The 13,811-nt window shown below is 68.6% G+C and carries 10 protein-coding genes and 1 pseudogene; 3 read left to right on the top strand and 8 right to left on the bottom strand.

Features of this window, described 5'->3' with window-relative positions; all coding sequences use genetic code 11:
- Window positions 1–102 precede the first annotated feature (102 nt).
- Window positions 103–760, bottom strand: a pseudogene (locus ACXC9Q_RS15835) (GDSL-type esterase/lipase family protein); the annotation flags it as partial.
- A gap of 856 nt (window positions 761–1,616) precedes the next feature.
- Here ACXC9Q_RS15835 and ACXC9Q_RS15830 point away from each other — a divergent pair.
- Window positions 1,617–4,118 (top strand): DEAD/DEAH box helicase, encoded by a 2,502-nt coding sequence (locus ACXC9Q_RS15830; RefSeq protein ID WP_457057269.1) that lies wholly within the window; start codon window positions 1,617–1,619, stop codon window positions 4,116–4,118.
- Here the strand turns inward: ACXC9Q_RS15830 and ACXC9Q_RS15825 are convergent.
- A complete protein-coding gene (locus ACXC9Q_RS15825) occupies window positions 4,105–5,316 on the bottom strand; it encodes an MFS transporter (RefSeq protein ID WP_457057268.1) in 1,212 nt (403 codons plus the stop codon). The two genes, ACXC9Q_RS15830 and ACXC9Q_RS15825, sit on opposite strands and share 14 nt — an antisense overlap.
- A 128-nt stretch (window positions 5,317–5,444) precedes the next feature.
- On the opposite strand from ACXC9Q_RS15825, the gene ACXC9Q_RS15820 reads away from it, so the two are divergent.
- Window positions 5,445–5,996 (top strand): CGNR zinc finger domain-containing protein, encoded by a 552-nt coding sequence (locus tag ACXC9Q_RS15820; protein ID WP_457057267.1) that lies wholly within the window; start codon window positions 5,445–5,447, stop codon window positions 5,994–5,996.
- 15 nt (window positions 5,997–6,011) lie between these two features.
- On the opposite strand, the gene fabV is transcribed toward ACXC9Q_RS15820, so the two are convergent.
- Window positions 6,012–7,181, bottom strand: coding sequence for an enoyl-[acyl-carrier-protein] reductase FabV (fabV, locus tag ACXC9Q_RS15815; protein WP_457057266.1), 1,170 nt, complete (start codon window positions 7,179–7,181; stop codon window positions 6,012–6,014).
- Window positions 7,182–7,252: 71 nt separating this feature from the next.
- A complete protein-coding gene (gene murA, locus ACXC9Q_RS15810) occupies window positions 7,253–8,539 on the bottom strand; it encodes a UDP-N-acetylglucosamine 1-carboxyvinyltransferase (protein WP_457057265.1) in 1,287 nt (428 codons plus the stop codon).
- 49 nt (window positions 8,540–8,588) lie between these two features.
- Here murA and ACXC9Q_RS15805 point away from each other — a divergent pair, with 49 nt between their 5' ends.
- Window positions 8,589–9,176, top strand: a complete 588-nt coding sequence (locus ACXC9Q_RS15805) for a cob(I)yrinic acid a,c-diamide adenosyltransferase (protein WP_405068172.1) — start codon at window positions 8,589–8,591, stop codon at window positions 9,174–9,176.
- Window positions 9,177–9,183: 7 nt separating this feature from the next.
- Here the strand turns inward: ACXC9Q_RS15805 and sppA are convergent, their stop codons facing one another.
- From sppA to ACXC9Q_RS15785, 4 genes are all read right to left on the bottom strand, one after another.
- Window positions 9,184–10,836, bottom strand: coding sequence for a signal peptide peptidase SppA (sppA, locus tag ACXC9Q_RS15800; RefSeq protein ID WP_457057264.1), 1,653 nt, complete (start codon window positions 10,834–10,836; stop codon window positions 9,184–9,186).
- 79 nt (window positions 10,837–10,915) lie between these two features.
- The gene (locus tag ACXC9Q_RS15795) at window positions 10,916–11,866 is read right to left on the bottom strand and encodes a hypothetical protein (protein WP_457057263.1); all 951 of its coding nucleotides are present in this window, start codon (window positions 11,864–11,866) and stop codon (window positions 10,916–10,918) included.
- Between the two features lie 110 nt (window positions 11,867–11,976).
- Window positions 11,977–13,098, bottom strand: a complete 1,122-nt coding sequence (locus ACXC9Q_RS15790) for a CU044_5270 family protein (protein ID WP_457057262.1) — start codon at window positions 13,096–13,098, stop codon at window positions 11,977–11,979.
- Window positions 13,095–13,712, bottom strand: coding sequence for an RNA polymerase sigma factor (locus ACXC9Q_RS15785; RefSeq protein WP_457057261.1), 618 nt, complete (start codon window positions 13,710–13,712; stop codon window positions 13,095–13,097). Before ACXC9Q_RS15785 ends, ACXC9Q_RS15790 begins: the two co-directional genes overlap by 4 nt.
- Window positions 13,713–13,811: the final 99 nt, after the last annotated feature.

Below are 13,811 nucleotides of genomic sequence, written 5' to 3'. Positions count from 1 at the left end.
GGCTGTTCTTGTCTAGTTGCAGCGGAGTGCGTCGAGGTTCGCCGCATTCCCCATCGCGTGGTTCCCGGCGTCGTTGGGATGGAGGCCGTCGCCACCGTCGTACGCGGCTTGCAGGCGAGTGGGATCGGCGGGGTCCCGCGTCGCAGCGTCGAAGTCGACCACGCCGTCGAACTCACCACTCGTGCGGACGAACTGGTTGACGGCCTGCCGCGTCGCCTCCTTCTCCGGGGTGTAGACGAAGGAGCCACCAACCGGGGTCAGCGTCCCACCGACAATGCAGCGCCCGGACGCATGGACGCGCGCGATCAACTGCCGATACCCCGGCGATCAGCTGATCGGACGTAGTACCCGCATAGATGTCGTTGATCCCTTCCAGCAACAACACCGTGCGTACGCCGGGCTTCGTCAACACATCCTTGTCGAGCCGCGCCAACGCACTCGCCCCCGCACTGCCGGCCTTCGCGACCCCACCGAGCACCCGGTTACCCGAGATGCCTTCATTGGAGATCGCCAGCCGCCGAGGCTCAGGCAGTTGACCGTACCGATCCGCCAGTACGTCCGGCCACCTGCGGTTCGTGTCGATCGTCGTACCGACCGACGACGTGATCGAATCGCCCAGCGTCGCCACCGTCTCCACCTGCCGCGGCGCCTCGACGATCGCCGCGTTGAGGAAGTACCAGGCTGACGACTCGGTCTGGTACGCCGCCGCCGACTCATCCGCCGCGTGATCACCGGACGTCGACTTGTAGCTGTGCTGCATGGCCCGGTTGTGCGCGGTGATCACCCCGGTTGTCCCGAGCACATGCAGACTCACCGTCAAACTCGTCCGCGCCGGCACCGGCCCCGGCAGCGGATCACTGATCGCCATCGCCCCCGGCGGTATCTCCACCGACGTACTCCCGCTGAACGTCAACCGCCGACTGGACCCCGGTACGACGCCCGCCCCCGCCTCCTGCCGGCCGACGTACACCGAATCCGTCACCAACGGCTGATCCCCGTTCGCGTTCGACACCCGGATCCGCAGGTCCTTCCCACCCACGCTCGTCCGCAGGATGTTCCGCACCGTCACGTCCTTCAAGGTGCCACCGGCAATGTCGTCACTGGCACCCCACGTAGTCACCTCCGTAGACCCACCCCGTCCATCACCGCCACCGCCACCGCCACCGCCCGGCGTCACGGCCCCCACCAGGCCTGCCGCGCCAACCGCCGTCACCAGGAAACTCGCGCCCATCCGGCGCCACGAGATCGTCATGCCCATCAAGTCACCCTCGAATAGGCATGCCTGCAATCGTTTGCAGAGGATTCAGCGCCGAGCGGCCCGATTGCTGAGCCGAGCGGTCGACCCTACCTGGTGCCTCGCCAAGAAACGTCGAGGTCGTTGCCGCACACTTGCCTTCCGCGGGGCAATTTCAAGGGAGAACCTCGCAGTTGAACCCTTCTACCCGCCGCATTCGCGGGGTGAAGGGACCAGATCAGGGGTGAACCCCGCACCTGGCCGCGGGTCCGGCTTCGGGGTGGTGGTCACTCCGGATTACCTCCCCAACCTTGCTTGACGCGGCACTGGCTGGTGACCTGGTCGGGCGGGTGTTCCCAGGGGTAAGGGACAATAGTTGGCGATGACGCTGACTGAGCAACTGCCGGGGACGACTGGGCCTGACGACCTGTACGACGCGTTCGCGCGTTGGGTGGGGGAGCAGGGGATCTCGTTGTACCCGGCGCAGGAAGAGGCGTTGATCGAGGTGATGACGGGGTCGAACGTGATCCTGTCGACGCCGACGGGGTCGGGGAAGAGTCTGGTCGCCACAGGGGCGCACTTCGCGGCGCTGGCCCACGGGCAGCGGACGTTCTACACGGCGCCGATCAAAGCCCTGGTGTCGGAGAAGTTCTTCGCGCTGTGTGACGTGTTCGGCGCGGACAAGGTCGGCATGCTGACCGGGGACGCGTCGGTGAACCCCGGCGCGCCGATCATCTGCTGCACCGCCGAGGTGCTCGCCAACGTCGCGCTGCGCGAAGGCTCGGCCGCCGACGTCGGTCAGGTGGTGATGGACGAGTTCCACTTCTACTCCGAGCCCGATCGCGGCTGGGCGTGGCAGGTGCCGCTGCTGGAACTGCCGAACGCCCAGTTCGTCCTGATGTCCGCGACCCTCGGCGACGTCGAGCGGTTCAAGATCGACCTGTCCCGGCGGACCGGCCGCCCGACCGCGATCGTCGCGTCGGGCGAACGCCCGGTGCCGCTGATCTACAAGTACGTCACCACGGCGCTGCACGAGACGCTCGAGGAGCTCCTCACCACCCACCAGGCCCCGGTGTACGTCGTCCACTTCACCCAGGCCGCCGCCCTCGAACGCGCCCAGGCGCTGATGAGCATCAACGTCTCCTCGAAGGAGGAGAAGGAGAAGATCAACGAGCTGATCGGTCACTTCCGGTTCAGCAAGGGCTTCGGCCGGACCCTGCAGCGGCTGGTGAAGCACGGCATCGGTGTCCACCACGCCGGCATGCTGCCGAAGTACCGCCGCCTGGTCGAGCAGCTCGCCCAGGCCGGCCTGCTCAAGGTCATCTGCGGCACCGACACCCTGGGTGTCGGCATCAACGTCCCGATCCGGACCGTCGTACTGACGGCTCTGAGCAAGTACGACGGACGCCGGCAGCGGATCCTGAAGGCGCGGGAGTTCCACCAGATCGCCGGCCGGGCCGGCCGGGCAGGTTACGACACCTCGGGGACGGTCGTCGTCCAGGCGCCGGATCACGTGGTGGAGAACGTGAAGGCGCTGGCCAAGGCGGGTGACGACCCGAAGAAGCAGCGCAAGGTGCAGCGGAAGAAGCCGCCGGAGGGATTCGTCACCTGGGGCGAGGACACGTTCGACCGCCTGGTCGCGGCCGAGCCCGAGGCGCTGCAGTCGCGGATGCGGGTCAGCCACGCGATGCTGCTGAACGTCATCGCCCGCGACGGCAACGCCTTCGAGAGCATGCGGCACCTGCTGCGCGACAACCACGAGGACTCGAGGGTCCAGGTCCGGTTGATCCGGCGCGCGATCCAGATCTACCGCACGCTCGTCACCGCCGGTGTGGTCGAGCGGCTTGACGAGCCCGACGAGAACGGCCGGCTGCTGCGCCTCACCGTCGACCTGCAGAAGGACTTCAGCCTGAACCAGCCGCTGTCGACGTTCGCACTGGCCGCGCTGGACCTGCTCGATCCGGAGGATCCGCTGTACGCGCTCGACGTGGTCTCGGTCGTCGAGGCGACGCTGGAGGATCCGCGGGCCGTGTTGTGGGCGCAGGAGCACCACGCCCGCGGCGAGGCCGTGAACGCGATGAAGGCCGAGGGCATCGAGTACGACGAGCGGATGGAGCTGCTCGAGGATGTCACCTGGCCGAAGCCGCTCAACGAGTTGCTTGAGGCAACGTTCGAGATGTACCGGCAGACCCACCCGTGGATCGCTGAGGCGGGGTTGTCGCCGAAGGCGGTGGTCCGGGACATGTTCGAGCGGGCGATGACGTTCGGCGAGTTCATCGGGTTCTATGGGCTCGCGCGCTCGGAGGGCGTCGTACTGCGTTATCTGAGCGACGCCTACAAGGCGCTTCGGCAGACGGTGCCGCCGGACAAGGTGAACGAGGATCTGACCGACCTGATCGAGTGGCTGGGTGAAGTGGTCCGGCAGACCGACTCCAGCCTGCTCGACGAGTGGGAGGAGCTGACCAACCCCACCGACGAGCCGGAGGCCGAGGTCGTGCCGGCGGGTCCGCGCCGGATCACCTTGAACACCAGGGCTTTCCGGGTGCTCGTCCGCAACGCGATGTTCCGCCGGGTCGAGCTGCTCGCCCTGCACCGCTGGGCCGAGCTCGGTCAGCTCGACGCCGAAGCAGGCTGGGACGCGGGCCGCTGGGCCGAGGCGGGTACGGCGTACTACGCCGAACACGACGTGGTCAACACCGGCCCGGCTGCTCGCGGCCCGGCGCTCTTCCTGATCGAGGAACACCCTGGCTACTGGGAAGTCCAGCAGATCATCGACGACCCCGAGGGCAACCACGACTGGCGCATCACGGCATCCGTCGACCTGGCCGCCTCCGACGAGGCCGGCGACCTGGTCCTCGAACTGGCCTCGTTCAAACCGTTGTAGCCACTGGCGTCTGGAGCGTCCGGACTTCCCGCACGAACATGGGCAGGGCCGACAGCGCGATGCCGATGGTGCCGACGGCAACGGCCGTCGTCGTGCCGAAGGTGCTTCCGAGGACGCCGCCGATCGCGGCGCCGATCGGGAGGACGCCGAAGGTGAACGTGCGGTAGGCGCCGTTGCTGCGGGCAAGGGCTGTGCGGGGGATGAGCAGCTGGCGGATCGTCACCGACAACACGTTCGCGCTGCCGAGGCCGATCCCGGCGAGGAATTGGACTGCTCCGAGGAGTACGCCGTACTGCAGTCCGCGGCCGGGAAGGAAAGCCAGCAGGAGAGGAAGTCCGGTGGACAGGATGAGTGAGGTGCCGAAGGCGCGGCCGTAGCCGAGTCGCTTGGCGAGGCGGAGGCCCAGCATCGCACCGACGAAGGCGCCGGCGCCGCCCGCGCTCAAGGCGATGCCGTAGCCGCCTGCGGACAGTCCACGTTCCTTCACGGCGAGGATGACCAGGTTGACGACGAGGATCTGCGCCGATGCGTTGTACAGGGCGGCATGCGCGGTCAGGGACCTGAGGAACGGGCTCACCTTGAGCTGTCGCACGCCTTCCCACAAGCCGGCTCGCTCGTCGGTCGCTTGCGGTGTGGGCTCAGCGCGTCGGGCTGAGGCGATGCCCGTCGCGCTGGCCAGATAGGAGGCGGCGTCGACGAGTAGTGCGATGGCCGGACCGAGGAGTTGGACGAGAAGACCGGACACGCCAGGGCCGCCGACCTGGGCTGCGGTCGACGAACCCTGCAGGGCGCGGTTGGCTCCCGGTAGGTCCTGCTCGGGCACGAAGTCCGGCAGATACGCGAACGACGCGATGTCGAACACCACGCTCGCCGCGCCGACGAGGAACGCGACGACGATCAGCAACGGCAGTGTCAGCTGCCCGAAGGCCCAGGCGAGCGGGATGACCGCCACCGCGGCGGCCCGGATCACGTCGGTCGCGATCATCACGCCGCGCTTGCGCCGACGCTCGAGCCAATGGCCGGCCAGCAAGGGGAGGGCCGCGCTCGGCAGGTAGCTCGCGGTGGCGATCGCGCTGACCCCGGCCGCACCCGCGTCCAACGTGAGCGCCGCGGTCAGCGGGAGCGCGACCGCGGTCACTTGCGTGCCGACCGCGGAGACCGTGTGGCCCGCCCAGAACCGCCTGAAGTCGCCGTCCACCAGTGCCTCCACCTCATCCGGTAACGGCCATCGCGTCATCGCTGCCGCCGTCGTGAATGGTTACCGCTACGAGCTCTTATCCGGTAACCGTTACCGGATCATGCCTCATGAGCGGTAACGTGGCAAACGTGATTCAGCCAGGTGAGCGCAGTCCGGCCCCCGAGCCGCTGGTGCTCGTCCAGGACCTGGTCAACACGGTCGACCTGGAAATGGAGCAGGACGCGTTGACGAAGCCTGCGGAGCTGAGCACGTTCTGTGCCGACCACGGGCTGCCTGGTTTGCGCTTCGACTGGGACGATCTCGAGCAGGTGGTGACGCTTCGCGAGGCGGTCCGCGACGTCTGCCAGGCTCACGCGGGAGTCGACGTACCCGCGCAGTCGCTGGCGGTTCTCGACCGGCTGCTCGCCGAGGCGCCGCTGCGGTTGGCATTGTCAGCCGACGGCGGTGCGGCGGTCCGTCCAGCTGAGGGGCTGCGCAACGTACAAGCCATGGTCGCCCAGTTGGCCGCGGACATCACTGCATCCGTCGCAGCCGGCACGTGGCCACGTCTCAAGGCATGCGCCGCCGACACCTGCCGCTGGGTCTACTACGACCGCAGCCCGGCAGGCCGCAGCCGCTGGTGCACGATGTCACTCTGCGGCGCCCGCAACAAAATGCGAAAGTACCGCGCCCGCACCTAAGGCCGGCTGGGTGGGTCAGGGCCAGGGGGTGTCGACTTCGGTGGGGGATTCGTAGTTGGTGGTGGGGACGTCGAAGCCGTAGAGGCGGCGGACCTCGGCGAGGAACCAGGCTGTGTCGGCGACGTTGGTGATGTTGTCCTGGGTGGCGGACTCCCAGCGATCGCGGACGGCGGACTGGACGTCGTCGTTCAGCTCCCAACGGTCGAGCCTGATCCGGCCCTCGTCGTCGAGGTCGAGTGGGGTCGCGCCGGTGAGCTGGTCCCAGAGCGCGATCGACTGCTGGATCGGGGATTGCAGGTCGTCGCCGAGGACGTTGTGCAGGAGGCTGACGTAGAGGCCGATGCCGGGGATCGCGGAGGATGCCTGGGTGACGGCGGCGCCGTTGACCGAGGTCATCGCCTGGACGCCGTCCTTGCTCAACGTGAGGGCGGTCTGTTCGAGGTCGGCCTTCGCGGCGCCGATCGAGCCCTGGCGGTAGATCGGGCCGGTCAGGTCGGAGCCGATGTAGGTGAGCGCGACTGTGGTGAAGCCGGGGTTGAGCAGACCTCGCTCGGACAGGGCCTCGACCCAGCGAGCCCAGTCCTCGCCGCCCATCACCTTCACGGTCTGCGCGATCTCGTCGTCGGTCGCGACCTCGATGCCGACCTCTTGGAGGACCGGTTGGCCGTCGTCGAAGGTGAGGCTCTTGGTGGTGTGCGGGGCCCCGATCGCCTTGATCGCCGATTGGTACGTCTCCCCGTTCCGCGGATCCACCCGGCGAGGTGCGGCCACGCTGTAGATCAAGTGGTCGATCCCGCCGAACCGCTCGGCGATCAGATCGAGCACCTCGGTCTTGGTGGTATCCGCGAAGGCATCCGCGTTCACGAAGGAAAACGAGCTGCCGAGCTCGGCGGCGAGCGCCGCGGTCTCGGCGGTGCGATACCAACCGGCGGTCGCGGTACGACGGGCAGTAGGCGCCTTCTCGAAGGACACACCGACCCCATCGATCGCGTAGCGCGCGAGGCCGGCGATCGTCGTCGCCAACCCGTAGCCGGAACTGGAGCCGATCACGAGTGCCGTGCGGCGTTCCGGCGTACGGCGATCGACTTGGGCGGCCAGGTCGCGGACCAGTTGGGCACATCCGGCGGGATGTGAGTCCAGGAACAGGAATCCACGGCCTACGGGCTTGATCACGCGCTCACTCATGCCGACGACCCTAACCCGTCGGATCGGCTCCGCAGGGCGGAATGCGGGGAGAATGCGCCGAAAAGGCGAGGTCAGTTCCAGTACAGTTCCGCGTCGTCCGGCTCGACCGTGACGTCCGCGCCGAGGCGGCGGAGGTTGCCGGCGAAGTCGGTGTAGCCGCGGTGGACGTGATGCGCCGCGGACACCAACGTCTCGCCCTCGGCCGCGAGGCCGGCGAGCACCAGCGCAGCGCCGGCCCGGATATCACTCGCCACCACGGGAGCGCCAGAGAGCCGCGGTACGCCGCGAACCACCGCATGGTGACCGTCGGTCTGGATGTGCGCGCCCAATCGAGTCAGCTCCTGCGCGAACGTGAAGCGGCCCTCGAACAGGTTCTCCGTCACCATCGCCGCGCCGTCACTCAGCGCGTTCAACGCGATCACGAAGGCCTGCAGGTCGGTCGCGAAGCCCGGGTAGGGGAGCGTCACCACGTCGACCGGCTTCGGCCGATCGTGCATCCGCACCCGGAAACCGGACTCGAGCACGGTGATCTCCGCGCCGGCCTTGTGCAGCTTGTCCAACGGCAGCTCGAGGTGCTCGGCGCGGCCGTTCGTGATCGTCACGTCGCCCTTGGTGATCGCGGCCGCGAACGCCCAGCTCCCGGACACGATCCGGTCCGCGACCACGGTGTGCTCGACCGGCTTGAGCAGACCGGTCACTCCGGTGACCTCGATCCGCGGCGACCCGGCGCCGTCGATCTGGGCGCCCATCTCGACCAGCATCGCGGCGATGTCCTGGATCTCCGGCTCCCGCGCGGCGTTCTCGATGATCGTCGTACCGCTGGCCAGCACCGCGGCCATCATGATCGTCTCGGTGGCGCCGACGCTCGGGAAGTCCAGCCAGACCTCGGCGCCGTGCAGCCCCTGCGGTGCCTCGGCGATCACGAAACCGTGCTCGATGTGCACCTTCGCGCCCATCGCCTCCAGACCGGCGACGTGCATGTTCAGTCCGCGGGAGCCGATGTTGTCGCCTCCTGGCAGCGCGACCTCCGCGCGGCCACAGCGGGCCAGCAGCGGTCCGAGCACCGAGATCGACGCCCGCAGCTTGCGCACCAGTTCGTAGTCGCACTGGTGACCGATCTCGTGCGGTACGGCGATGGTCGCGATCTGCTCGTCCGCGTCGACCTTCGCCGAGCATCCGAGGGTGTCCAGCAACTGGGCCATGAAGGTCACGTCGAGGATGCCCGGCACCTGCCGCAGCGTCGTCGTGCCCTCCGCCAGCAGTGCCGCAGCCATCAGCTTGAGCACGCTGTTCTTCGCCCCAGCGACCTGCACCGCCCCAACGAGGCGTGCCTCACCCGCGATTCGAAACCGTTCCACCGCACGACTGTAGCGAACCGTCGTCCCGGCACTTGCGTAGAGTCCTCGCATGGCTGTGAACTTGACGCGGATCTACACCCGCACCGGTGACGCTGGCGAGACCCGCCTGGGCGACAACTCCACCACCTCGAAGACGGATCCGCGGCTGGCGGCGTACGGCGAGGTGGACGAGGCGAACTCGGCGATCGGTGTCGCGATCGCGGCCGGACATCTGAACAGCACCCTGGTGGTGTTGCTGACCCGGATCCAGAACGATCTCTTCGACGTCGGCGCCGACCTGTGCAACCCGATCGCGCCGGATCCGGAGTATCCGCCGCTGCGCATCACCCAGGAGTACATCGACCGGCTCGAGAGCTGGTGCGACGACTACAACAGCCGCCTGACCAAGCTCCGGTCGTTCATCCTGCCCGGTGGCACCGAGGGCGCCGCCTATCTGAACGTCGCCCGCACAGTGGTCCGCCGGGCCGAGCGAGCCGGCTGGGTCGCCGTCGAGGCGCACGGCCCGTCGGTCAACCTGCTCGCCATCACGTACCTGAACCGCCTGTCCGACCTGCTCTTCATCCTCGGCCGCGTCGCCAACCTGTCCTCCGGCGGCGACGTCCTCTGGGTCCCGGGCGGCGAACGCACCACCCCGTGACGTCGCTCTAGCTCAGCTGCCAGCTCAGCGGCATGGTCAGCAAGCCGGTGGGGGGCAGACCGAGGGCCGTGTAGATGCTGCTGGTGACGCCGTCGAGAGTGAGCGGCTGCGTCGTGACGGCGAGGTCGTCGGTGGTCCTCGGAGCGCGAAGCTGGTCCAGCAGGTTGCGATGCGGAACGTTCGCCAGCCCGATCTCGTCGCGGTCCAGACCGGCGCGGTTGCAGGCCAGTGTGAGCGCGTGCTGGAAGCCGCCGAGCTCGTCGACGAGCTTGCGGGCGTGCGCGTCGGCACCGGTCCAGACCCGGCCGCGGGCCAGTGCTTCCAGCTCCTCCTCCGGCAGACCGCGGTCCTGCGCCGCCTTGGCGACGAAGTCCTTGTAGATGCGGTCGAGGGTCTCCTCGAGCCGCGCCCACTGCTCGTCGGTGAACTCCTCCTGCGCCGAGTACATCCGCGCGTTCGTACCCTCCGACACGGCCTCCTGCGAGATCCCGATCCGCGCCAGTGCGTCCCGTACGACGCCCTTACCGGTCAGCACGCCAATGGAGCCGGTGATCGTGCCCGGCTGCGCGACGATCACATCGGCCGGCATGGCGACGAAGTACCCACCTGATGCCGCCACACTGCCCATCGACGCGATCACGGGCCGACCCGTCGACCTCAGCCGCAGCACCTCGTTCCGGATCGCGTCCGACGCGACATACGAGCCACCTGGGCTGTCCACTCGCAGTACGACGGCCTTGACCTTGTCGTTCTCGCCCACGGCTCGCAGTGCGGCGCCGACCGTGTCAGAGCCGGACCCAGGACCGCCAAGTGGGCTGCTCGAGTTGCGACCGACGGTGATCCCGCCAGACACGCGTACGACGGCCACCAGCGGCTTCTGTGGCCAAGGGAGTGTCTTGCGCACGTCCTGCAGAGTGCGCGGACCACGCCGGATGTAGCGCTCGGCCAGCAGCCGACTGTCGTAGCCGAGTTGCTTCTGCAGTTCGTCGTACACGTTAGAGCGGTAGCCGAGGCTGTCGACCAGTCCGGCATCCAGTCCGGCCTGTGCGTGGAGCGGTGCGCTGTCCACGAGCTCCCGCACGCGTGCGGTGTCCAGACGCCGCCGTACGGCGATCCCCTCGACGATCTGTTCGTACGCCGACTCCGCGAGCCGCGATGCCATCTCGCGGGCCGGTGCGGTCATCTCCTTCTCGGTGAACGTGTCGGCGGCGGTCTTGTACTCACGCCGCTTGCCGAGCTGGGGGATCACTCCGGCCTTGTCCAGCGCACCGCGGATGAAGACGGCCTGCACCGAGACACCGGTGATGCCGAGGTCCCCGGACGGCTGGACCCAGATCTCGTCGAACGCGGTGGCCAGGTAGTACGCCACGGTGCCGCTGCCGCCCTCACCGAACGACTCTGTCCAGGCGACCGCGGGCTTGCCCGACGTACGGAAATCGGCGACCGCCTCGCGCAGATCCTGCACCTGGGCGAGCGAGAGCCGCTGTCCGCCCAGATGGGCGACCACGCCGGCCACCGCATCGTCGCGGGCGCCCTTCCGCAGGGCCGCCACCAGCTCCCGCAATGTCGGCAGGTGGCGCGCACGGAACGCGGCCACCGGCGAAGCGGGCGGCGTCTCGAGTACGCCGCGAGTCAGATCCAGCTCCAGCAGAATCGCCATACTCCGACCCTAAACCCGCGCAAAAGCCCTGCCCCCGTCCGGCAGGGCCGAGCGGGGGCAGGGGAGTGCGACTAGTGGATCATCCGCCGACGCGCTGCGGACCGTAGGCTCCGGTCAGCAGGAAGTGGACCTTCGCACCGAAGGACGCCTGGAAGCTGCCGTAGCTCTTGATTGCCGTGGTGGGGCCGGTGGCGCGGCCGACGGCGAAGATCGTGCCCAGGTTGGTGTCATGGTCGAACGCCGCCAGCAGCGTGCTGGTCGCGCCGCAGCGCTGGGCCACAAGCGACTCGTACGAGCCGAACCCGCTGGCCCGGACCTGCGTCACGATCGGCTTCATCGGCGCGGTCACCGGCACCCGCACCGTGTACAGGGCACCGCCCCGGGTCGTGACGAGCAGGGTGTCGTACGTCGCGGTCTCGGCGATCAGTGTCATCGCCTTGACCGAGCCGAAGCCCGGCGCCGAGCCGTAGGCCCGGGCCGCGGTCGACACCTTGTAGCGGTAGAGCGAGCCGTTGGCGTGCAGGCCGTACAGGAAGTAGTGCTGGTTCGCGCCGTACACGTAGTTGGAGTCGGTGATCTGGTTGAAGCCGCTCCAGCCGGAGCCCAGCTTGGTCGCCCGGACGGTCGGTGTGGTGGCCGTGCCCGTGTAGCTCGACACCGCTGCGTACAGGTTCCCGCCCTGCAGGACCATGCCGTAGAACGTGTCGTTGCTCCCGCTGGATTCCAGGTACCAGGTGGAGCTGGCCCGGACGCCGAACAGCTTGTACTGGTCGAGAGCAGCCACCGTCGGCGGCTTGGTGGCAGTGATGTCGTAGCCGCCGGCGGTACCGGTGGCGTTGACGGCGCCGACCGACACGCCACAGGCCGCGGTGGCGGCCTGCGCGGCGGTGGTCGGCAGCTTGGCCGCGGCCTTGCCGGCGGACCGGAACGACTCCGGCTTCGGCTTGGTCGCGCCCGCGGTCACGGGGACCGCCGCTGCCGCGACCAGGCTGAGCCCGGCCATCGTCAGCGCAACACGTCGCATCGTCATCTGGAGACTTACCTTTCGAGTACTCGATGCCCGCTCGGGCATGCGCCCGTACATCGATTTCGCGATACTCGGCGTTACAGCAACAATTTGACGAGCCCGATGGCGGAGGGCTAGCCGATTCTTGCCGATGGTGGGGTGGGGTTCTCGTCGGTCCAGCCGGACTCGAGGATGACGGTGGAGCTGTGCTTGGGGGCGCCGATCGACAAGCTCAGCAGACGCCCGGTGCCTGGGTCGATGATGTACGACGCGCCGCTGCCGAACAGGAACGTCTTGTCGCCGCTGGCCTTCGACAGGTCCGCGGTGAACGTGATCTCCGTGCCGACCCGGCCGATGGGGTCCTTGACGCCGGCTCGGAGGTGGGTGCCGGGCAAAGCCGCGAGTACGCGCAAAGCGGCGCCGCGCAGCTTCGGTGGCGAGGGCAGGTCGAACAGCAGGCGACCGGCCGCGGCAAAGACTGGATAGTCCCGCTCGGCTGCGGCGTCAGCCGGGCCCGCGCTCCCGCTGAGCATCGCCTCGAGGGCGACCGGGTCGGTCGGGAGCGCTGCGATCTGCTGGGCGCTCAATGGCTTGTCGCCGGTCAGGTAGTAGCCGGGCGGGACGTCGCGGAACGACATCTTGTTCACGACCGGCGCCTCGTCCTGCGTGGTGATCGGGTCCACCTCGTACGGCAGCTGCCAGGACGTCGGTGATCCCTGCGCGCGCCACTTGGCCGCGTCGGCCGCGGTCGCCGGACGGTAGGCGAGATTCACCCAGCCGAACCATGACTGGACGCCCGGCTTCATCGGCATCCAGCTCTCGCTGATGGATCGCCGTTCGAGCGTGTACTTCGGACTCCCGACCCGGGTGTTCGCACTCAGATGAAGACTCCGGACCCGGAAGTACTTCCCCGAGACCTTCTCATCCACCTCCTGCCGCACCGCCGCGGCAATCAGAACCTGAGCCGCCGTCATCAGCCGCGGCGCAGTCGGCGTCACCGTCGCACCGGGCGCGGCTTCGCCGCCATCCCCACCGCCGCCGACCAGCAACGCCCCACCGAGGCCCACCACGGCCACCACTGCGGTCACTGCAGTAACAGCAGTCCCCACCCACCCCGCACGTGCCCCAGGCCACCTCTGACGGGTCCTCTCCTCGCGGATCAGCGCTTCCACCTGGCGTCGCGCAGCCGCGGCGGCTTCGGGAGTGGGCGCTTCCGCATCCGGGAAGGCGCGGCGGAGCTGTTCGAACTCGTTCATGACGGGTCCTCGAGGGTGGCGCGGAGGGTGCGGCGGGCTCGGGAGAGGCGGGAGCAGACCGTGCCGTACGCGATCCCGAGCGCCGCGGCGACCTCGTCGTACGTGAGGTCGCCGAGGGCGACCAGGAGCAGCACCTCGCGGTCCTTGGCGGAGAGCTCGGCCAGGGCGGCGGCGAGTTCGCGGCTCGCGCCCTGCGCCGTGACCTGGGCGGCGATCCGGTCCTCGGGAGCACTGACCGGCACCGGCAGCGGCAGTTTCGCGATCGCCCGCCAGGCACGCACCTCGTCGCGGCGATGCCGGCGGATCAGGTTCGTCGCGATCCCGTACAGCCAGGCCCGCACGACTCCGTTGCGCCGGTCGAACCGCTCCCGCTGCCGGAACGCGATCAGGAACGTCTCCGCCGCCAGGTCGTCGGCGATATCGGTCCCCAGCCGGCGAGCGACGTACGCGTGCACCTGGCCGAAGTACCGATCGAAGATCACCGTGAACCGGTCCGGCTCCCGCACCGACGCCTCCAGTACGCGGCCGTCCTCGTCCATCACGGTGTCCGGTACGGCGGCACCCGGCCAGCGACCGGGGAAGGCAACGGCCGTCAAGGCCACGTCGGGCGTCATCGAACTCCTCACGTCTGGTGCGCTGCCGCTCGGCTCACCTCGTTCTTGTCCGATGTCCCCAGACCCCTTCTCGCTACCCCGAGCTGCCGGGATATGGAC

The organism is Kribbella sp. CWNU-51, assembly GCF_054073265.1.
The sequence above is the reverse complement of the archived record's forward strand: the minus strand, read 5'-3'. Positions and strand labels throughout refer to the sequence as shown.

What these genes read in the sequence shown, in the direction of transcription:
- ACXC9Q_RS15785 (WP_457057261.1), bottom strand. Translation starts at nt 13,712, where the DNA reads ATGACGCCCGACGTGGCCTTGACGGCCGTTGCCTTCCCCGGTCGCTGG.
- ACXC9Q_RS15805 (WP_405068172.1), top strand. Translation starts at nt 8,589, where the DNA reads ATGGCTGTGAACTTGACGCGGATCTACACCCGCACCGGTGACGCTGGC.
- sppA (WP_457057264.1), bottom strand. Translation starts at nt 10,836, where the DNA reads ATGGCGATTCTGCTGGAGCTGGATCTGACTCGCGGCGTACTCGAGACG.
- ACXC9Q_RS15790 (WP_457057262.1), bottom strand. Translation starts at nt 13,098, where the DNA reads ATGAACGAGTTCGAACAGCTCCGCCGCGCCTTCCCGGATGCGGAAGCG.
- ACXC9Q_RS15830 (WP_457057269.1), top strand. Translation starts at nt 1,617, where the DNA reads ATGACGCTGACTGAGCAACTGCCGGGGACGACTGGGCCTGACGACCTG.
- ACXC9Q_RS15795 (WP_457057263.1), bottom strand. Translation starts at nt 11,866, where the DNA reads ATGACGATGCGACGTGTTGCGCTGACGATGGCCGGGCTCAGCCTGGTC.
- fabV (WP_457057266.1), bottom strand. Translation starts at nt 7,181, where the DNA reads ATGAGTGAGCGCGTGATCAAGCCCGTAGGCCGTGGATTCCTGTTCCTG.